Source organism: Robertkochia solimangrovi, from assembly GCF_007279655.1.
Lineage (GTDB): Bacteria > Bacteroidota > Bacteroidia > Flavobacteriales > Flavobacteriaceae > Robertkochia > Robertkochia solimangrovi.
This window is the reverse complement of sequence record NZ_QKWN01000001.1, coordinates 412,744-432,223: the sequence shown is the minus strand read 5'-3', so window position 1 is coordinate 432,223 and position 19,480 is coordinate 412,744. Positions and strand designations below refer to the sequence as shown.

The 19,480-nt window shown below is 38.6% G+C and carries 19 protein-coding genes and 1 tRNA gene; 18 read left to right on the top strand and 2 right to left on the bottom strand.

Going from position 1 to position 19,480, the window contains the following annotated elements; translation table 11 throughout:
• The first annotated feature begins 11 nt into the window (after positions 1 to 11).
• The 3 genes from DMZ48_RS01900 (at position 12) to DMZ48_RS01890 (ending at position 1,504) form a co-directional block, all read left to right on the top strand.
• Positions 12 to 956, top strand: a complete 945-nt coding sequence (locus tag DMZ48_RS01900; RefSeq protein WP_143953406.1) for a PorP/SprF family type IX secretion system membrane protein — start codon at positions 12 to 14, stop codon at positions 954 to 956.
• A gap of 59 nt (positions 957 to 1,015) precedes the next feature.
• Positions 1,016 to 1,372, top strand: a complete 357-nt coding sequence (folB, locus tag DMZ48_RS01895) for a dihydroneopterin aldolase (protein WP_143953405.1) — start codon at positions 1,016 to 1,018, stop codon at positions 1,370 to 1,372.
• 58 nt (positions 1,373 to 1,430) lie between these two features.
• A tRNA-Cys gene (locus DMZ48_RS01890) sits at positions 1,431 to 1,504 on the top strand.
• A 318-nt stretch (positions 1,505 to 1,822) separates the two neighbouring features.
• Here the strand turns inward: DMZ48_RS01890 and DMZ48_RS01885 are convergent.
• Positions 1,823 to 2,965: a DNA polymerase III subunit gene (locus tag DMZ48_RS01885; protein ID WP_143953404.1), complete on the bottom strand. Its 1,143-nt coding sequence runs from the start codon at positions 2,963 to 2,965 to the stop codon at positions 1,823 to 1,825.
• A gap of 386 nt (positions 2,966 to 3,351) precedes the next feature.
• On the opposite strand from DMZ48_RS01885, the gene DMZ48_RS01880 reads away from it, so the two are divergent.
• From DMZ48_RS01880 to DMZ48_RS01870, 3 genes are all read left to right on the top strand, one after another.
• On the top strand, positions 3,352 to 4,542 hold the full coding sequence (locus tag DMZ48_RS01880) for a phosphoglycerate kinase (protein WP_143953403.1): 1,191 nt from the start codon (positions 3,352 to 3,354) through the stop codon (positions 4,540 to 4,542).
• 201 nt (positions 4,543 to 4,743) lie between these two features.
• The gene (locus tag DMZ48_RS01875; RefSeq protein WP_143953402.1) at positions 4,744 to 6,327 is read left to right on the top strand and encodes a LysM peptidoglycan-binding domain-containing protein; all 1,584 of its coding nucleotides are present in this window, start codon (positions 4,744 to 4,746) and stop codon (positions 6,325 to 6,327) included.
• A gap of 25 nt (positions 6,328 to 6,352) precedes the next feature.
• Positions 6,353 to 7,354, top strand: a complete 1,002-nt coding sequence (locus DMZ48_RS01870; protein ID WP_143953401.1) for a DUF4837 family protein — start codon at positions 6,353 to 6,355, stop codon at positions 7,352 to 7,354.
• 77 nt (positions 7,355 to 7,431) lie between these two features.
• Here the strand turns inward: DMZ48_RS01870 and DMZ48_RS01865 are convergent, their stop codons facing one another.
• Positions 7,432 to 7,605 (bottom strand): Sec-independent protein translocase subunit TatA/TatB, encoded by a 174-nt coding sequence (locus DMZ48_RS01865; RefSeq protein WP_143953400.1) that lies wholly within the window; start codon positions 7,603 to 7,605, stop codon positions 7,432 to 7,434.
• A gap of 119 nt (positions 7,606 to 7,724) precedes the next feature.
• Here DMZ48_RS01865 and DMZ48_RS01860 point away from each other — a divergent pair, with 119 nt between their 5' ends.
• The 12 genes from DMZ48_RS01860 to cysD all read left to right on the top strand — a co-directional run bounded on the left by DMZ48_RS01860 (position 7,725) and on the right by cysD (position 19,472).
• Entirely contained in the window at positions 7,725 to 8,594 is an 870-nt protein-coding gene (locus tag DMZ48_RS01860) for a M23 family metallopeptidase (protein ID WP_143953399.1), read from the top strand.
• 2 nt (positions 8,595 to 8,596) lie between these two features.
• Positions 8,597 to 10,093, top strand: a complete 1,497-nt coding sequence (locus DMZ48_RS01855; RefSeq protein ID WP_143953398.1) for a GH3 auxin-responsive promoter family protein — start codon at positions 8,597 to 8,599, stop codon at positions 10,091 to 10,093.
• Positions 10,094 to 10,229: 136 nt separating this feature from the next.
• Positions 10,230 to 11,915, top strand: a complete 1,686-nt coding sequence (locus DMZ48_RS01850; protein ID WP_143953397.1) for a DUF6909 family protein — start codon at positions 10,230 to 10,232, stop codon at positions 11,913 to 11,915.
• Between the two features lie 9 nt (positions 11,916 to 11,924).
• Positions 11,925 to 13,007, top strand: coding sequence for a hypothetical protein (locus DMZ48_RS01845; RefSeq protein ID WP_143953396.1), 1,083 nt, complete (start codon positions 11,925 to 11,927; stop codon positions 13,005 to 13,007).
• A 112-nt stretch (positions 13,008 to 13,119) separates the two neighbouring features.
• Complete coding sequence (locus DMZ48_RS01840; RefSeq protein WP_143953395.1) at positions 13,120 to 14,109, top strand: mannose-1-phosphate guanylyltransferase; 990 nt, start codon at positions 13,120 to 13,122, stop codon at positions 14,107 to 14,109.
• Between the two features lie 6 nt (positions 14,110 to 14,115).
• A complete protein-coding gene (gene gmd / locus DMZ48_RS01835; protein WP_143953394.1) occupies positions 14,116 to 15,228 on the top strand; it encodes a GDP-mannose 4,6-dehydratase in 1,113 nt (370 codons plus the stop codon).
• Between the two features lie 93 nt (positions 15,229 to 15,321).
• Complete coding sequence (locus DMZ48_RS01830) at positions 15,322 to 15,672, top strand: four helix bundle protein (RefSeq protein ID WP_143953393.1); 351 nt, start codon at positions 15,322 to 15,324, stop codon at positions 15,670 to 15,672.
• A gap of 84 nt (positions 15,673 to 15,756) precedes the next feature.
• Positions 15,757 to 16,707, top strand: a complete 951-nt coding sequence (locus DMZ48_RS01825) for a GDP-L-fucose synthase family protein (RefSeq protein ID WP_143953392.1) — start codon at positions 15,757 to 15,759, stop codon at positions 16,705 to 16,707.
• Between the two features lie 58 nt (positions 16,708 to 16,765).
• The gene (gene cysQ, locus DMZ48_RS01820) at positions 16,766 to 17,560 is read left to right on the top strand and encodes a 3'(2'),5'-bisphosphate nucleotidase CysQ (protein ID WP_143953391.1); all 795 of its coding nucleotides are present in this window, start codon (positions 16,766 to 16,768) and stop codon (positions 17,558 to 17,560) included.
• Positions 17,560 to 17,967: a DUF2061 domain-containing protein gene (locus DMZ48_RS01815; RefSeq protein ID WP_143953390.1), complete on the top strand. Its 408-nt coding sequence runs from the start codon at positions 17,560 to 17,562 to the stop codon at positions 17,965 to 17,967. The genes cysQ and DMZ48_RS01815 overlap by 1 nt, the downstream gene beginning before the upstream one ends.
• Positions 17,968 to 17,971: 4 nt before the next feature.
• Complete coding sequence (cysC, locus tag DMZ48_RS01810; RefSeq protein WP_143953389.1) at positions 17,972 to 18,562, top strand: adenylyl-sulfate kinase; 591 nt, start codon at positions 17,972 to 17,974, stop codon at positions 18,560 to 18,562.
• A 4-nt stretch (positions 18,563 to 18,566) separates the two neighbouring features.
• The gene (gene cysD, locus DMZ48_RS01805; protein WP_143953388.1) at positions 18,567 to 19,472 is read left to right on the top strand and encodes a sulfate adenylyltransferase subunit CysD; all 906 of its coding nucleotides are present in this window, start codon (positions 18,567 to 18,569) and stop codon (positions 19,470 to 19,472) included.
• Positions 19,473 to 19,480: the final 8 nt, after the last annotated feature.

Below are 19,480 nucleotides of genomic sequence, written 5' to 3'. Positions count from 1 at the left end.
ACCTTACCAAAATGAGAAAATTGATTGTTGCAGCATTGGCCTTATTCGGGACGGGAGCTCTTGCCCAGGAGCTAACCCTCCCGACCTTTACCCAGTATACGGCCGATAATGAATTTGTGATCTCACCTACTTATGCCGGGATCGGAGATTATGTGAAGGTAAGGGGTAATGCCCTGACCCAATGGGTTGGGATCAAAGATGCCCCCGATACCCAGACCCTTGTGGGTGACGTCCGACTCGGACAACGTTCCGGAACGGGGATATTGTTCTATAATGACCGAAATGGGTATACCAGCCAATTCGGAGCAAGGATTTCATTTGCGCATCACCTGACCCTTAATGACAGAGACGATAGTTTCCTTTCATTTGGATTATCCTATAATGTGAACCAATTCAGGATTGATATCAATGAATTCGATCCGAATGCTGACCCGTCTATCACGGATGATCGTTCCACCACGAATCATAACTTCGATGTAGGGGTACTTTACAGAAAAGGACCGTTTTTTGCTAGTTTTAACGCTGCTAACATCCTGAATAAGGATCTTAATATCTTTGCTATATCTGAACCGAATAGACTGCGTAATTACTATCTATATACCGGTTATAGGTATAAAACCCACAAGACCTCCAATTGGGAAATGGAGCCTTCCTTGTTCTTCCAGTTGTTTGAAAGTGACGGCAGATCCAGTACCGATGTGAATATGAAATTCAGATACTTCGATTTTGAAGACTACTACTGGTTTGGTCTTACTTACAGATTCCTGAATGATCAATTTTTCAATCCATGGAATATCGGACCCATGGCAGGTCTTAAGAAAGGTGGGTTTTACTTCGCGTATTCCTATCAGGTCATCTTTAATGAGATTCAATCGTATAGCACCGGAACACATGTGATCACTCTGGGAATCGATCTTTTCCAGGGAGTGAGTAATTGTAAATGTACCATGCGATAATTGATGTTTCTCTTTCCACTGTGCTTGCAGTAATGTACTTTTGTACAAAATAGTGGTAAGTGGGAGTAATAAAGATCACCAATATACAGGTTTATGCCTATCATGGATGCCTTGTAGAAGAAGGAAAGATTGGAAGTGATTACAGGGTTGATGTTGAAGTAAAAGCAAACCTGCAACCTTCTGCGATCAGTGACTCTTTAAAGGAGACCGTTGATTATGTGCATGTAAATAAGATCGTTAAAGAGGAAATGGCAATACGATCTAAACTTCTTGAAACGGTTGCCAAACGAATTCTGGACCGTATTTTCAAAGAGATTGATATTGCCGAACAAGCAACGGTTGAAGTGTCTAAAATCAATCCTCCTATCGGTGGGAATGTTGAAAGAGTAACGATACAAATGACATTATCAAAGTAAGAACGATTGTGTTTGGAAAAAAGCGAATTAATTTATTACATTTGCGCACCATATAAAGGGCATCGTGGCCGAGTGGCTAGGCAGAGGTCTGCAAAACCTTGTACAGCGGTTCGAATCCGCTCGATGCCTCCAAATAAAAAGCCGTCTGTTTCAGACGGCTTTTTATTTTTAGGTATACAGTAATGCAGGAAGTTGTAATGGTAAGTTATAAATTGTAGATTATAAGTTTGCCGATGGCTCCGGATGTTTCTTCAGGAGCATATAGTAAGGCAGTAAACAGTGAAGCGGTAAACAGTCTTCTGTTACATGTTACATGTTACGTTGTTACTTGTAACTATATAACGTGTCACCCTGTAACATAAACCCAGAATTTGTGACTGATCCGTTATAATTAATCCTTAATCCATAATTCTTCATCCATAATCCATAATCCTTAACTCATAAGTATACCTACTTCATATGGAGGAATCGCGTGAGTTTGATGGATAGATCGGTAAAGACGATCTTTGCATTAGCATTTCGCTGAATGTGATAGCTAGCATCTTCAAGTTCTTTGAAGATTGCCTGTATATTATTCCCATGTACAAATGGGGCGAATTTATGTAGATCGAAACCACTTTCAAACTCCATATAGGATAAAGAACCGGCATTATAATTTAGCATTAAGGCCTGGCGGAAGACATTGATACAATACTCCAGAAACTTCTTTTGCGTTTCACGCCCGGTCTTAGATATTTCATCACTCCAGGCAGTGAGGTCCTGAACTACCGTTTTGTTTCCTTTCGCTCTGAATGCGGTTCGAACCCAAAAAACAAACCATTCTTCAAATACGGTATCTTCAGAATCCTGATTGACCAGATCCAGTGCCTTATTGAAATTTCCATTCGACCGGTGGGCTATTTTTAAAGCCTCTGCCTCATTAGTTCCACGAGTGATTAAAGCATCTGTGATGGCCTGTTCACCTAAGGCAGGAAAATGTAAAATTTGACATCTTGATCGTATGGTTCCAATGATCTGTTCTACATCTTCTGCAAGTAATAGGATCAGGGTATCCCCGGGTGGTTCCTCTATTAATTTGAGTAACTTATTGGCACAAGCATCATTCATCTTCTCAGCCATCCAGATGATCGCAACTTTATAGCCGCCTTCATAGGCCTTTAAGGAAAGACTTTTTATGATCTCAGTACTTTCATCAACGCTGATTAGTCCTTGTTTTTTTTCAATTCCGATCCGCTTATACCAATCGAAAAGATTTCCATAAGGTTCCGTCTTGAGGAATTCCAGCCATTCTCCTAAAAAATGTTTGCTGACAGGGTGTGATTTTACTTTATCTGTGGAGGAAACCGGATAGGAAAAATGTACGTCAGGATGTGAGTAGGCATTGAACTTAATATTACATGCCGAATTTCCATTATTATTTTCACCATCAGTATTTTTACAAAGCACATATTGTGCATAGGCAATTGCCATGGATAGCAGACCGCATCCTTCAGGTCCAACGAACAATTGGGCATGGGGAATCCTTCCATTATCTGCACTGTGAACGAGATGTTTCTTTATGTGTTCCTGACCGATTATATCGCTGAATAGCATGCTAGGACTTTTATCGCGTGAAAATAGGACTTCTCAACTGTTCGTACAAGAAATGGATATAATTTGAATGCTAAATGCATCCGGAACATTTATTTTTCAAACCACAGGTATCAGGGGAAAATTCCAAAACCTGAGCCTGCTCCCGAAGTCTCGGGAGACACTATCCGGTGCGCCAGCAGACCAAAAGATTTTAACTAAACCCCAAAATTTCTTAACTCATTACCGAAAATCTATTTTCCCTTGAATGTTGTTGTATGTTAATTCTGTAAGGCCTTCAATAGTTTTCCGTAAGCCGTGACTGATTTTAAATTTTCCTTAAACTCGTATTCCTCATACTTTAGGTGAGCGGATTTAACTAAATTTGTTACTCACATAATAAAAAAAGTATGAAAACTATAGATGATTTTAATTTTTCAGACAAGAAAGCACTGATAAGAGTTGATTTTAATGTGCCGCTGAACGAAGAATTTAAAGTAACTGATGCAACCCGTATTGAAGCTGCAAAACCGACCATTATTAAAGTTCTTGAAGATGGAGGTAGTGCAGTTCTGATGAGTCACCTCGGAAGACCAAAAGGACAACCGAACCCAGATATGTCTTTGAAACACATTATTGATAAAGTATCAGAGATAATTGGGGTTCAGGTTAAGTTTGCTGAGGATTGTGTCGGAGACGTTGCTGAAAAGGCAGTGGCCGATCTTAAGCCGGGAGAAGTATTGTTATTGGAAAATCTTAGATTTCATGCTGAGGAAGAAAAGGGAGATGAAGCCTTCTCAGAACAACTTTCCAAATTGGGAGATATTTATGTGAATGATGCCTTCGGAACTGCACACAGGGCACATGCTTCTACTACGATCGTTGCGAAGTATTTCGGAGATAATAAGTGTTTTGGGTATCTGCTTGCCAATGAGATCGAGGCAATCGATAAGGTGTTGGCCAGTGGTGAAAAACCTGTGACCGCAATCCTGGGTGGATCTAAAGTTTCTTCCAAAATCACAATTATAGAAAACATCCTGGATAAAGTAGACAATCTGATCATCGGAGGAGGTATGACTTATACATTCGTTAAAGCTCAGGGAGGTAAGATCGGGGATTCTATTTGTGAAGATGACAAACAGGATCTTGCGCTTAGCATTCTGGAAAAAGCGAAGAGTAAGGGAGTTAATATTTATTTGCCGGTTGATGTTGTGGCTGCTGATGATTTTAGCAACACCGCAAATACTCAGGTTTCGGCTGTAGATAATATTCCTGACGGATGGCAGGGTCTGGATGCAGGGCCGAAGACACTTGAAAATTTTAAGAAAGTTATTCTGGAGTCAAAAACGATTCTGTGGAATGGTCCGGTTGGAGTGTTTGAGATGGAGAGTTTTGCAAAAGGCACCATCGCAATAGGGAACTTTATCGATGAGGCTACTAAAAATGGAGCTTTCTCGCTTGTTGGAGGTGGAGATTCGGTAGCGGCCGTGAAACAATTCGGTTTTGAGGATAAGGTAAGCTATGTCTCTACCGGAGGTGGAGCTATGTTGGAAAGCCTGGAAGGAAAAACACTTCCGGGAATTGCAGCTATTCTGAAATAAGAAAAGAATAAAATTTTCGTTGAGATAATCAGATTGTCTCAAATTTGTAAGGTAATCTCAGGATCCTGTGTGGCCATGGATGCACAGGGACATCCAATACCGTGCAATTTTGGGACAATCTTTTTATTTTAACATCTGATTTCCCGTATAAAATGAAATTTTAACCATTTTTGCGGGTTCACACCTCAAATTATATCTCAAATGAAGTATCGTTATCTTTTAACGGCCTTATTTTTTGTACACATAGCAGGCTTTTCGCAAGAAACCGAAAGATCGGAGCAGGAAAGAGATACTCTTGCCATAAATGATAGCCTTGTGATCGCCAGGGAAGATTCTATGTTCGTTCAAGGTGATTCATTGAACATTATGATCGATGGGAAACCGATCGTTTTCAGGGATAATGCGGTATTTAAATTGAATGACAGGCCTGATGCCAGAAAACTGGATAGTCTTTGGCTGAAAGATTATTATGATTCCGGCCTTTTCGATACCTTATATACAGACATTTCAACCATGGAGTTTGAAAAGGTCAGTAATGTTGATCTTCCTACCGACACACTTAAGGCCAGACTCGCAAAGCTCAATCAGAAAACACCTTTTAATATCGAGTATAATCCTGGTCTGGAAAGTGTGATCAATTCCTTTCTTAAATACAGAAGGAAACATTTGACCAAATTAATGGCATTGAGTAAATTTTACTTTCCGCTTTTTGAACAGGAACTCGATAATTATGATATCCCGCTTGAAGTAAAGTATTTGGCAATTGTGGAATCCGCATTGAATCCGAGGGCGAAATCAAGAGTTGGGGCAACGGGATTGTGGCAATTCATGTTCGGAACCGGTAAGGTTTATGGCCTGGATGTGAGTAGTTACGTCGATGAGCGAAGTGACCCGGTTAAATCAACGACTGCGGCCAGTAAATATCTCGCTCGCCTTTATAAGATCTTTGGAGACTGGGATCTCGCATTAGCAGCCTATAATTCTGGACCTGGAAATGTTACAAAAGCTATACGCCGAAGCGGAGGTTATGAGAATTATTGGAATTTAAGACCTTTTCTTCCCAGAGAAACAGCGGGTTATGTGCCGGCATTTTTAGCAACAATGTATATATTTGAATATGCTGAAGAGCATGGTTTCGAAAAAGTGAATCCAAAAGCAGCATATTTTCAAACAGATACGGTTCGAATTAAGAAAGTGATCACCTTTGATCAAATTTCAGAATTATTAAACATCAGTGTAGAGGAAGTTCAGTTTTTTAACCCTTCTTATAAACTGGATATCATTCCGTATGTGGAGGATGAGAACTATACGCTCCGGTTAGAAGTTTCAGACATAGGTCGGTTTGTGGCCAATGAACAAGCAATATACACTTATGTGGAGCAGGAACTTGCTAAAAGGGAAAAGCCACTACCGGAATTATTGGAGACTGAGAGTAAAATTCGATACAAAGTACAAAGTGGAGATTATCTCGGAAGGATCGCGAGTAAGTTTGGGGTCAGGGTAAGTGAGATCAAGCGATGGAATGGTATGCGGAATAATAATATTCGAGCTGGGGAAAGATTAACAATTTATCCGAGAAAACCGGGTATGCAAGCACCTGTTAAAAAGGCATCTGCATCAACGTATACGGGTGATCAAAAGCAATATGAAGTTCAGGAAGGAGACTCATTGTGGAGTATCGCTAAAAAATTTCCGGGAATTTCTGTCGAAAATATTAAAGAATGGAATGATATTCGCGGAGACAATTTGAAGCCGGGTTTAAAACTCAAGCTTTGTAAATGTTAATCCTAAAATAAATAAACCGACACTAATGAAAAATTACCTGATTGTATTGATCCTAACCCTTGTTTTGGTTTCCTGTAAGGAAGATAAGAAATCTACATACCTTCCGGATTCAGTGGGAGCGATCAATGATATTTCCATGGTGATCGATAACGATCTATGGGAAGGAGAAGTAGGTGATAGTATTCGTAAGTTCTTTGCAGCTCCAGTTGATGGTTTGCCTCAGGACGAACCCCTTTTTACAATTCATCAGGTTACACCGGAGGTATTTACCGATTTTGTAAGACATCGTAGAAATGTGGTCATCGTTGAACTGGATTCCGTAAACGGGGCAGTACTTGAAGAGAATCTATTTGCTAAACCACAAAATGTAGGGATCTTCAAAGGTAAAACCCGTGAAGAACTTATTCACGAGATCGAAAAGAAATCTCCGGAGATTATTGCAACCTTTAAAGAAACGGATATTAAGGAGAGTCAGGAGCGTTTTCTGAGATCTTTGAATAAGGAAGATGATCTGGAAAAGGGTCTTGGTATATCGTTGCGTATGCCTTCCATCTATAAGATCGTTAAAAAGGAAAATAATTTCTACTGGATCGAGCGATTGATTCAAAAGGGAACCATGAATATACTCGTTTATGAAATGCCAATGAATAGCATTCCTGAAGATTCAACAAGAGTTGATGCAATTATTAAAATGAGAGATAGTATCGGTCAACTGTATGTACCTGGAAGAGAAGAAGGAATGTATATGATAACTGAAAAAGCGTATGCCCCTTATGTGTTCGATGCAGAGTTAGCAGGAAGAAAAGCAATTGAAACCAAAGGAATGTGGGAAGTTAAGAACTTCTTTATGGCAGGACCCTTCGTAAATTATATAGTTGAAGACAAACCAAATAACAGATTACTGGTATTGGAAGGATTTACGTTTGCTCCATCTACGGATAAACGCGATTATATGTTTGAGTTGGAAGCTATTATGAAAACACTGAAGTTCACGGGTAAAAGCGATGAGGCTGTTACTTCGCGATAATACAGATAAAATCTGATAAATACTTAAAAAGGCCGTTTGAATTTCAAACGGCCTTTTTAAGTATATCTTTTAAAATATCAGTCTTTCTTATTATCTACTGAACCATCCTCTTCCTTGGAGGCGTCTTTGAATTCTTTGATACCACTTCCAAGTCCACGCATTAATTCCGGGATTTTCTTACCGCCGAATAATAGCAATACCACGATCGCTATAATCAGAACTTGTTGCCAACCAATTGCTAGAAAAAACATTAGTAATTCGATTTAAGGTTAAACTCAGCAACAAAGGTAAGAATTAAACTTAAATACAATCGTTAAAAGCGTATAAAATAAGAAAGTGGTTTCTATTGAATAATTATATTTGCTGTACTATGGCCCAGAAAAAACAAAAGCGAAAACATTTAAAAAAGAAACTACTCCATAAATACAGGCTTGTAGTTTTAAATGAAGATACCTTTGAAGAAAGGGTTTCCTTTAAACTCAATCGCTTAAATGTGTTTGTATTGGGAACTTTGTTTGCAGTTTTTCTGATCACTTTCACCATACTCCTGATCGCTTTGACTCCGCTAAAGGAATATATTCCAGGATATTCTTCTACGGCTTTAAAAAGAGAAGCAACCGATCTGTCTTTCAAATTGGATTCGCTGGAACATCAGTTGTCCTCTAATGAGGTTTATTATGAAAGAATTCAGCAGGCATTGAAAGGGGAGATAAACTCTCAGGAGATCAACAAGGATTCTCTTTTTGCTGAATTTCAGAAAGACACTGCTCAATATGATCTGATGCCGAACAGGCAGGATTCGTTGTTGCGTGAAAAAGTAGCGATGGAGGATAAATATAATCTGTTTGAAACTGCATCCTCCAGATCTAATTTCATATTGTTTCCTCCATTAACAGGAACCATATCCCAGGGATACAACCAATCTGACAAACATTTAGCGGTAGATATCACTGCTCCCAAAGACACTCCGGTAAAGGCAGTAGCCGACGGCACTGTGATCTTTGCAGGATGGACCACTGAAACGGGTTATGTAATGATCATTGAACACCCTTATGGATTGACATCGGTTTATAAGCATAATTCTTCCTTAAGCAAAGAACAAGGTGATTTGGTAAAGACAGGTGAAGTTATTGCAATTATTGGTAACACAGGAGAACTTACAACAGGTCCGCATCTGCATTTCGAACTTTGGAGTGAAGGATACCCGGTGAACCCAACCGATTATATAGATTTCGAATAAATATGTCAATAAAATCTTTAGGAGCCAGATTATTTGCCACGATAGTGTATGGCCGTATCAGGAAATGGGCGGATAATCCAGTGGAGACACAAGATGAAGTTTTTAGATCTTTGATCGAAACCGCAACGCAAACACGGTTTGGGAAAGATCATGATTTTAAGGATATCAAAACTTATGAAGATTTTCGGTCAAAGGTTCCTGTTCGTGATTATGAAGATCTTAAACCCTATATAACTTCGGTAGTAGAAGGTGAAAAGGATGTTGTATGGCCGGGAAAACCCTTATATTTTGCCAAAACTTCAGGAACCACCTCAGGGGCCAAATATATTCCGATTACGGAAGATTCAATGCCTTATCATATAGAAGCTGCCAGAAATGCGATTCTTTGTTATATCCATGATACCGGAAATACTGAATTTGTCGACGGAAAAATGATCTTTCTGCAAGGGAGTCCGGAATTAACCGAAAAGAACGGAGTGAAACTGGGGCGGTTGTCAGGAATCGTAGCGCATTATGTGCCGGGTTATTTGCAAAAGAACCGCATGCCTAGCTGGGAAACCAATTGTATTGACGACTGGGAGACCAAAGTGGAAGCGATTATTGACGAAACCCTTCCGGAAGACATGTCGGTTATTTCGGGTATTCCATCATGGGTTCAAATGTATTTTGAACGAATAAAACAACGTACAGGTAAAACAGTGGGGGAGGTGTTTCCGAACTTTAAACTCTTTATCTATGGTGGTGTTAATTATGAGCCGTATCGGGCTAAATTCGAAGAACTAATAGGAAGAAAAGTACCAAGTATCGAACTTTTTCCCGCCAGTGAAGGGTTCTTTGCCTTTCAGGATTCCCAATCGGAAAAGGGGATGTTACTATTACTCAATTCTGGTATATTCTATGAATTCATAAAAGCAGATGAGTTTTTTGATGCATCTCCGGAAAGGCTGACCATAAAAGATGTTGAATTAGGGGTAAACTATGTGATGATTATATCCACGAATGCAGGGCTGTGGGCTTATAACATTGGTGATACCGTACAATTTGTAGCTACCTCACCCTACAGGATCATCGTGTCTGGAAGGATCAAACATTTTATATCGGCATTCGGAGAACATGTCATAGCCAAAGAAGTCGAAGAGGCTTTGAAAGAAGCGATGAATCAGTATGAATGTAGTATCAATGAATTTACAGTTGCGCCTCAGATAACCCCGGAAGGAGAGGAATTGCCGTTTCATGAATGGTTTATCGAATTTGAGAATGAACCTACGGATCTTACCAAATTTGCCAGCGCTATCGATCAGGCTATGCAAAAGCAAAATACATATTATAATGACCTGATAACCGGAAAAGTTTTACAGCCCCTGAAGATCTCAAAGGTTTTGCAGGAAGGGTTTAATAATTACATGAAATCTAAAGGGAAACTGGGAGGCCAGAATAAGATCCAAAGATTGGCAAATGATCGCAGCGTTGTAGAAGATTTGAAACCATATCTGGTATAATAGCGCTATAATTCAGTGACTTCCGATTGTTCAATTCCTGTTGTTTAACGGTTAAATTATCTTATATCCTAATCTATGAAGGGGTTTTAGTTCTTAATTAGCACAAAGATTCTTAATTTTGGACTGAAAATCAGATATGAGTAAAATTCAGACAAGAACCCGTGCTCAGGAGTCTACTGCAGCAATTGAGAGAATGTACATCACGATGCGACATCTCTTTAATCGTGGATTTTATAAACCAATGGGAGTTTCAGGTGAAACTTTGCGTGAAGCACTTTTACAATTAAGGCCTGAAATCTACGGATCGGTTTCAGATGAAAAAGCTGAATTGCATGGGCTGGTTTATATTCTTGACCGTTTGCCTAAAGGAATTGAGCAATGTAGGTTTATAAATCTTATTTCTGATGAAGGATATAAGAATTCGGGTTTTGAAGTAATCATTCCACCTAAGCGTAGAAGAAACTGTTATCGCATTGATGATGAGCAGATGAATATTGAGATCACCAGAGGCAGATCAGATATTTATGATATTCTTACGCATCTTACTTTCTTATTTATTGAATCACAAAAGATTTGTGACCGGGTATTCCTTAAAGATTCCGGTACGATGATTCGGGATTGGGCAAAACTTGAAGAGGCGGTATCTAAAAGAAAGCTAACGGATAAAGAACGAGAAATCGCCCTCAGTCATTTATCAACGATACTGGGGAGAACTTTTGAAGAAGTGTTAGCTTCCCATAAGCTGTTTGGATCTAAAGAGGAACCCGATCGTTTTCTTGAGATTGTTTACTGGTTAGGGAAACTGGCGATCGAAGAAGAGGTGAGTGGAGAAAAACGCACTATAACTTTTAGCCCGGTCTTAAGGGAAAGACTGGGTCATCATATACATGGAGAGATCTGGGCAAATAACATCAAAAAAACTTTAAAAAAGAACGGACTCTTCAAACGTCCTGTACATATAATCAGTGCAAATATGCATTCGGTGATGAATACATTATTTGCCAGACAGGCTTTAGGTACGGCTTATGCAAAGAAGTCGGATCTGGAATTGTACGAATTACTGAGTCAGCCGGAAAATGGAAAACTGCGAAGTAAGGTCGTTGCTTATGCAGAAAAACAAGGCATGATTCAGATCGATGATTTTTCAGGTACGAATATCGATGTTCAATTATTTGACACCTCCAAAATTGACACCTCCAAAATAAATCCTATTTTTGGGCGAGACTTTCAAAAAGATCACGATTCCCCCGTTTTATTTGTGATGGATTATGCGTTTGGTGAACAAGCGTACGAAACCATTGATGAATTCCTGAAACCTTATAAAGATAAGGGTGAGAAAAAGGAATTTCTCAATGTGGAATCTGTTTCTATTATGGGTAAGGCAGGAATTCTTGAAGGAGACAAGGGAGATCTCATGATTCCTAATGCACATATCTTTGAGGGTACTGCCGACAATTATCCTTTTCATAATGAATTATGTGCAAAGGATTTTGAAGGCAATGAATTGAAAGTCTTTGAAGGAACGATGATTACGGTTTTAGGGACATCTTTACAGAACAAGGATGTTTTAAAGTTCTTTCACGACAGTTCCTGGAATGTGATCGGTCTCGAAATGGAGGGCGCACATTACCAGAAAGCGGTACAATCGGCTTCCAGAATTCGTAAGAGTATAGCTGAGAATGTAAAGGTAAGGTATGCTTATTACGCTTCAGATAATCCTCTGGAAACAGGGAGTACGCTGGCATCGGGAGGATTAGGTATAACAGGAGTTAAACCTACTTACCTTATTACGGAAATGATTTTGAAACAAATCTTAAACTAAATAAAAGCAATGAGTGAAAATCAGCCTCAAAACAAATCTCAAAACTCTTCAGAAGAAATCGATCTTGGAAATTTATTCTTAGTAATTGGAAATATGTTTAAGAATTTTTTTGAATTCTTAGCATCAATTTTTTCTGGTTTGTTTCACCTCATTATTCTGTTTTTAATTTTTATACAAAAACACTTTTTAAAGCTTTTAGTTGCTGGATTAATCGGTTTGATAGTTGGTGTTTTTTTAGATAATAAAAAGGGGCCACGTTTTATTTCTACCATGGTGGTGGAACCTAACTTTAATAGTGCACAACAATTGTATAACAATATTAATTTTTACAATGAATTAGCAATGGCTGGGGATTCAGTCGCGTTGGCGGAGGCGCTGGATACCAATCCGAATGATGAAGTGTTAGATATTACACCGGCAGAAGCATCTGCATTTAAATCTTTCAGTATAGAATCTTATGCAGATGAAAATCAAAAAATAATGCTGTTCGATCAATTTGTAAGAAATCTTGATACTTCGACTCAGAAAACGATCAATATGGAAAAGTTTCTTGAAAATTTTAATTCCTTCGATGCACGTTTTCATACAATTTCAGTGGTTGCGAATAATAGTTTCGTTGCTAAGAAATCTCAACCCGCCATTATTTCCTCCATTCAGCGAAACGCTTATTTTGAGTCTCAAAAGAATATTTCCATAGAAAATTTAAATATACAGGATAGCATTGTGAAAATGCAACTTACGGAAATAGATTCTCTACAAAAACTTTATAAATTGGTGCTGTTAAAAGAAGCGGAGAAACCTCTTCAGGGAACGAACATCAGTCTTGGTGAGGGTAAGGGAAGTGAGAATAAGGAAATGGCATTGATCCGGGAGCGTAATGAATTAAAAGAAAATATTGTGGAGCTCAATGAAGAACGAGCCAATAAATCAAGTATAATTAATATCATCTCTGATTTTCCTAGAAGAGGGGTTGAAATAAAGGGCTTTACCAAATCCTACGTATTTATGTTACCAGTGACATTAATTGGAGTTTGTTTATTATTGTTAAGTCTTCTTCAGTTGAATAAGTTCCTTAAGTCTTATAAGAATTAAAATATTCTCAATCAATCCATTAAAACCGTCAAAATGAAACCATTTGACGGTTTTTTTATGGTTCCGGTTGAATTATACAAATGAAGTTTTAAATTTACGTTCAAAGAAAACTATGGCAAAAGTTTATCACACAATTTTAAGTGGTGGTTTCGGCACCCGATTATGGCCTTTATCACGTCCCGATCATCCCAAACAATTTCTTAAAATATTCAATGGAAGTTCTCTTTTTCAGTTAACTGTGGAGAGAAATACAGCTCTTGTTGATGCAACTATGATCTTAACAAACAATAGCCATATTGATTTTGCAAAAGCTCAAATGGCTGAGTTAGGAAAGGAATTTGATAAACAAATTCTCGAACCGGTACCTCGTAATACTGCACCTGCAATAGCCCTGGCTGCATTAGCTGTCGCTCCGGAAGATATATTATTCGTTACCCCAAGTGACCATATGATCAGTGATCAGGAAGCCTATGATCGATGTGTGAATCGAGCATTGGAATTGGCTGAATCTGATTATCTGGTTACCTTTTCAATAAAACCCGAATACCCGGAAACCGGGTATGGATATATAGAGTTTGATCAGGAAAATGTATTGAGTTTTCGCGAAAAACCGGATTTGAAAACTGCCAAGGAATTTCTCAAGAGCGGTAATTTTTACTGGAATAGTGGTATGTTTTGTTTCAAGGCAGGTGTTTTTCTGAATGAATTAAAACTGCATAGCCCGGAAATTTATGAAGCATCGGTTAAAGCTCATGAGAAAGGTATCACTGTAGAAACAATGAGTGCAATACCGGAAGATAGTGTCGATTATGCCGTATTTGAAAAAAGTACCAGAATTAAAACGGTACCCTCTGATTTTAATTGGCAGGATCTTGGGAATTTTGATTCCTTGGTTTCCTATTTTGAAAAATGTGGCGATTTAAATGGAATCTGCAAAGAAGTGGAGGGAGTGGAGAACAAAAATTGTTTTGCCTTAGCTAAAAAGAAAGTACTTGGGATAGGATTGGAAGATATGATCGTTGTGGAAACCGAAAATGAAATACTTATACTTCCCCGAAAAGCATCTCAAAAAGTTAAAGAAATCTATCAAAAACATAAATAAAATTACATGAAAGTTGCATTGATCACAGGAGTTACCGGTCAGGATGGTGCCTATTTATCTGAATTTCTATTAAAGAAGGGATATGAGGTTCATGGATTAAAACGAAGATCGTCGTTGTTCAATACCGATAGAATCGATCATTTATATCAGGATCCGCATGAGGAGAATAGAAATTTTTATCTCCATTATGGAGATATGACCGATAGTACGAATCTTATCCGTCTTATTCAGGAGATACAGCCCGATGAGATCTACAATCTTGCTGCGATGAGTCATGTACATGTTTCGTTTGAAACGCCGGAATATACGGCTAATGCTGATGGTATCGGAACGCTACGAATCCTTGATGCGGTACGATTATTGGGACTTGAAAAGAAAACTAGGATCTACCAGGCCTCTACCTCAGAGTTATATGGTAAGGTTCAGGAGGTTCCTCAGACTGAAAAGACGCCTTTTTACCCCAGGAGTCCGTATGCAGTGGCAAAAATGTATGCTTACTGGATCACTGTGAATTATCGTGAGGCTTACGGCATTTATGCGTGTAACGGAATTTTGTTTAATCACGAATCTCCTATTAGGGGAGAAACTTTTGTAACTCGTAAGATCACTAGAGCTGTGTCCAGAATTGCACTTGGTTTGCAGGATAAGTTCTACCTGGGTAATCTTGACGCACAACGCGATTGGGGCCATGCTAAGGATTATGTTCGAATGATGTGGATGATCCTTCAGGCAGACGAGGCGGAAGATTGGGTCATCGCGACTAATAAGACCACTCCGGTACGGGATTTTGTTAGGATGAGTTTTGCTGAGGTTGGTATAGAACTGGAATTTAAAGGGGAAGGTGTTGATGAAAAGGCATTCGTGAAGTCTTGTTCTAATTCAGAATATCAATTACCAATAGGAAAAGAAGTTCTCAATGTTGATCCTAAATATTTCCGTCCGACTGAAGTTGACCTGTTGATAGGAGATGCTACTAAAGCTAAGGAAAAACTAGGTTGGGTTCCTGAATACGACCTGCCGGCGTTGGTTAAAGATATGATGGAAGGAGATATTAAACTCATGAAGAAAGAAACTTACCTTAAAGAAGGTGGGTATAATATAATGAATTATTATGAGTAGGAAATGTGACAAAGTAACCTGTTACCTGTGACCTGTGACTTTTAATCCTTAAGATATAAGGGATAGTTTCTAATTTTTAAGAAAAACTATCCCATGACGCACAAAGATTTAGAAGTTTGGAAGTTGAGTATACAATTAGTAGTTGATATTTATAAATTATTAGAGAATTTTCCAGTGAAAGAAGATTTTTGTCTAACTCAGCAAATAAGGAGATCTGTAATCTCTGTCCCATCTAATATTGCTGAAGGTGCTGGTAGATCTTCCACTAAAGAAATGCTCAGGTTTTTGGATATTTCAATTGGGTCACTAAGTGAATTGGAAACACAATTAATAATTGCCATAGAGCTTAAATATATTGATTATCAAGATGTTATTCCAGTAAATGTTTCAAAAATCAGAAATATGCTTTTAAGTTTAAAAAGATCATTAATTCAAAAGCTATGATTTACTTTTAGTTATAATGTCACTAAATATGAGGTCACTCTGTAACAGTGTAACGAAGTAACTTTAAATAAAAATTAAAGAGAGATGAATAAAGATTCTAAAATATATATTGCTGGACATAGAGGTATGGTAGGTTCTGCGATTTGGCGTGCACTGGAAAATTCAGGGTATTCGAATTTAGTAGGGCGAACGAGTAAAGAACTGGATTTAAGAGATCAAAAGGCTGTGACTTTATTTTTTAAAGAAGAAAAACCTGAGATCGTTATAGATGCCGCAGCAAGAGTTGGGGGAATACTTGCCAATAATGATTATCCGTACCAATTCCTAATGGAGAATCTTCAGATTCAAAATAATCTGATCGATGGAGCCCATAAATTTGATGTCAGTAAATTTATATTTCTGGGTAGTTCGTGTATTTATCCAAAGTTTGCACCACAGCCGCTTAAAGAGGAATATCTCCTAACTGACTCTCTCGAACCAACGAATGAATGGTATGCCATTGCAAAGATTGCTGGTGTTAAGGCGTGTGAAGCAATTCGAAAACAATTCGGAAAGGATTTTGTAAGTCTGATGCCTACAAATCTATATGGCCCATTTGATAATTTCGATCTTAAAACATCTCATGTGTTACCTGCGATGATCCGAAAGTTTCATGATGCCAAGAATAATGGGAATGCACCTGTTACTTTGTGGGGAAGCGGGAGTCCGATGCGAGAGTTTCTTTATGTAGAAGATCTTGCCGATGCAGTGGTTTATGCCTTGGAAAATAAACTTCCTGAGAATTTATATAATATAGGAACAGGAAGAGATATCACGATTAAAGAACTTGCAGAAGCAATTCAAAAAATAGTAGGCCATGAGGGTGAAATTCAATGGGATAGCACAAAACCTGATGGAACACCAAGAAAACTTATGAATGTGGATAAGATGCGAGATCAAGGTTGGAAGGCAAGTATTTCGTTGTCAGATGGTATAGCATTAACCTATGAATGGTTTTTGCAAAATCAGGAATCTTTCAAAGAAGTTAAATTGTAGATTGCAATAGATTTACAGGCAACTTTTTATATCTTTAGAATTCAAAAAAAATTGAAATTTGGATAAATTAATAGTAACAGCGGTTGAGGCCGCTGTTTTAGCTGGAAAGCAAATTTTAAAAGTCTACGAAAGTGATCATCAGGTAGAGATCAAGGATGATCAATCTCCATTAACCGCCGCCGACAAAGCCTCTAATGAAGAGATAAATAAGGCACTTGCTGTAACCGACATTCCTGTTATTAGCGAGGAAAATAAGTTATTGCCTTATAATACCAGGAAGGAATGGGGTACCTGTTGGATCGTTGATCCACTGGATGGCACCAAAGAATTTATAAAAAAGAATGGAGAGTTTACCGTGAACATCGCTTTAGTGACGGATCAAAAACCTGTTTTTGGAGTAATTTATGTGCCTGTGACCGGGGAGCTCTTTCTGGGAAATGTCACCGACAAGAAGGCGTATAAGTTTATAGCTACAGCGGTAGAAGAGATTCCATCAATGAAGGAATTGAGTTCCTTCGAATTGATTTCGACAGTGTACGATGAAGATAAGATCAGAGTGGTGGGAAGTCGGTCTCATATGAATGAAGATACTGAAAAGTACATGAGTCAACTTCAGCAACAATATAAAGAAGTCGAGATCGTTTCGAAAGGGAGCTCGCTTAAGTTTTGTCTTGTAGCCGAGGGGAAGGCAGACCTGTATCCGAGATTTGCACCGACCATGGAATGGGATACAGCTGCTGGTCAGGCGATTTGTGAAGCAGCAGGATTTAAGGTTGTCGATCAAAAAACCGGTGAACCTATGCTTTACAACAGAGAGAATCTTTTGAATAATTATTTCTTAGTTAGTCGATAATGTCTGGAACTTCTCAGAAAAGACACATTGCAAAAACTATTACCTGGAGAATTGTAGGGACCATAGATACAATTTTGCTTTCATGGTTCATTTCCGGTAATCCATTAGCCGGATTAAAGATCGGTTTCTCAGAGGTGATCACTAAAATGTTGCTGTATTATCTCCATGAAAGAGTTTGGTTTAAAATGAAGTTTCCGGATAGCAGGAAAAGGCATATTTTAAAGACATTGACCTGGAGGTTTGTTGGTACACTGGACACCATGATGATCGCCTGGTTTATCACCGGTGATCCTATGACCGGACTTAAAATAGGATCTGCAGAAGTGATTACTAAAATGTTATTGTATTATCTGCACGAAAGAGTTTGGTATAAGATTGATTTTGGACTCGAAAAACGCAGTCATTAGAAGTATGGAAAAGAACGTAATTCGTCATCAGTTTAAGGTTAGCAAGGAAGATCGAAATATGTCAAATAAACACAGATCTTTTCTGATCTGGTTTACCGGATTGTCAGGGTCGGGAAAGTCAACCATTGCAAATGCACTGGAGGAACATTTATATAAACGCGGATTTAACACTTATACGCTGGATGGTGACAATGTCAGGTGCGGACTTAATAAAGATCTTAGTTTCTCTCCTGAAGATCGCAGTGAAAATTTGCGGAGAATTGCAGAGGTTTCTGCACTTATGATCGATGCGGGATTAGTGGTTTTGGCAGCTTTTGTATCACCCTACAAAAAAGATAGAGAATTCATTGCCAATACCGTGAATCGTGATAACTTTGTCGAAGTATTTGTAAATACGCCACTTGAGATTTGTGAAGCTCGTGACGTAAAAGGATTGTATAAAAAAGCAAGAGCCGGAGAGATCAAGAATATGACGGGAATCTCCGCTCCGTATGAGGCTCCGGAATCACCGGACGTCGAGATATCTGGAGATGTTTCTGTTGAAGATGCAGTTTCCTTAATTATGAATTATTTAGAAAGAAAATTAGAAGTATAGACCCATGACAAAGTATTATTTAAATTATCTGGATGAGTTAGAATCTGAGGCGATCTTTGTTTTGCGAGAAGTTTTTGCACAGTTTCAAAACCCGGTTATATTGTTTTCTGGAGGGAAAGACTCAATTGTTGTAACCCATCTGGCACGTAAAGCGTTCTATCCCTCTAAGATCCCATTCGCCCTGATGCATGTGGATACCGGGCATAATTTTCCTGAAACGATCAAATTTCGTGATGATCTTATCAAGGAATTAGGAGCCAGACTAATTGTCGGATCTGTTCAGGAATCGATCGATCAAGGTAGAGTGGCAGAGGAGAAAGGCAAGAATGCTACCCGAAATGCTTTACAAACAACCACATTACTTGACGCCATTGAAAGCAACAAGATCGACTGTGCAATTGGAGGAGGTAGGAGAGATGAAGAAAAAGCAAGAGCTAAAGAACGGTTCTTTTCTCATCGAGACGACTTTGGTCAATGGGATCCAAAGAATCAGCGTCCGGAGCTCTGGAACCTGTTCAATGGTAAGTATTTTGAAGGAGAACATTTCCGTGCTTTCCCGATCAGTAACTGGACAGAAATGGATGTATGGAACTACATAAAAAGAGAGAATATAAGTATTCCAAGTCTGTATTTCGCCCATGAACGTGAAGTGATCTGGAGAAATGGATCCTGGATTCCAAATTCTGAATACCTGATCCTCGATGAAAGAGAAGAGATCGTCACAAAAAAAATCCGTTTCAGAACTTTGGGTGACATCACCATTACCGGAGGTATTGAGTCTGATGCCGATAATTTAGAAAAGATCGTTGAGGAAGTGGCTGCAATGCGCCATACGGAAAGAGGGAACAGAGCCGATGATAAACGCTCTGAAACCGCTATGGAAGATAGAAAGAGACAAGGTTATTTTTAATTAATAAA

What these genes read in the sequence shown, in the direction of transcription:
- DMZ48_RS01875 (WP_143953402.1), top strand. Translation starts at nt 4,744, where the DNA reads ATGAAGTATCGTTATCTTTTAACGGCCTTATTTTTTGTACACATAGCA.
- cysD (WP_143953388.1), top strand. Translation starts at nt 18,567, where the DNA reads ATGACAAAGTATTATTTAAATTATCTGGATGAGTTAGAATCTGAGGCG.
- DMZ48_RS01900 (WP_143953406.1), top strand. Translation starts at nt 12, where the DNA reads ATGAGAAAATTGATTGTTGCAGCATTGGCCTTATTCGGGACGGGAGCT.
- DMZ48_RS01840 (WP_143953395.1), top strand. Translation starts at nt 13,120, where the DNA reads ATGGCAAAAGTTTATCACACAATTTTAAGTGGTGGTTTCGGCACCCGA.
- DMZ48_RS01870 (WP_143953401.1), top strand. Translation starts at nt 6,353, where the DNA reads ATGAAAAATTACCTGATTGTATTGATCCTAACCCTTGTTTTGGTTTCC.
- DMZ48_RS01815 (WP_143953390.1), top strand. Translation starts at nt 17,560, where the DNA reads ATGTCTGGAACTTCTCAGAAAAGACACATTGCAAAAACTATTACCTGG.
- DMZ48_RS01880 (WP_143953403.1), top strand. Translation starts at nt 3,352, where the DNA reads ATGAAAACTATAGATGATTTTAATTTTTCAGACAAGAAAGCACTGATA.
- DMZ48_RS01845 (WP_143953396.1), top strand. Translation starts at nt 11,925, where the DNA reads ATGAGTGAAAATCAGCCTCAAAACAAATCTCAAAACTCTTCAGAAGAA.
- gmd (WP_143953394.1), top strand. Translation starts at nt 14,116, where the DNA reads ATGAAAGTTGCATTGATCACAGGAGTTACCGGTCAGGATGGTGCCTAT.
- DMZ48_RS01885 (WP_143953404.1), bottom strand. Translation starts at nt 2,965, where the DNA reads ATGCTATTCAGCGATATAATCGGTCAGGAACACATAAAGAAACATCTC.
- DMZ48_RS01830 (WP_143953393.1), top strand. Translation starts at nt 15,322, where the DNA reads ATGACGCACAAAGATTTAGAAGTTTGGAAGTTGAGTATACAATTAGTA.
- cysC (WP_143953389.1), top strand. Translation starts at nt 17,972, where the DNA reads ATGGAAAAGAACGTAATTCGTCATCAGTTTAAGGTTAGCAAGGAAGAT.
- DMZ48_RS01865 (WP_143953400.1), bottom strand. Translation starts at nt 7,605, where the DNA reads ATGTTTTTTCTAGCAATTGGTTGGCAACAAGTTCTGATTATAGCGATC.
- DMZ48_RS01850 (WP_143953397.1), top strand. Translation starts at nt 10,230, where the DNA reads ATGAGTAAAATTCAGACAAGAACCCGTGCTCAGGAGTCTACTGCAGCA.
- DMZ48_RS01825 (WP_143953392.1), top strand. Translation starts at nt 15,757, where the DNA reads ATGAATAAAGATTCTAAAATATATATTGCTGGACATAGAGGTATGGTA.
- DMZ48_RS01855 (WP_143953398.1), top strand. Translation starts at nt 8,597, where the DNA reads ATGTCAATAAAATCTTTAGGAGCCAGATTATTTGCCACGATAGTGTAT.
- DMZ48_RS01860 (WP_143953399.1), top strand. Translation starts at nt 7,725, where the DNA reads ATGGCCCAGAAAAAACAAAAGCGAAAACATTTAAAAAAGAAACTACTC.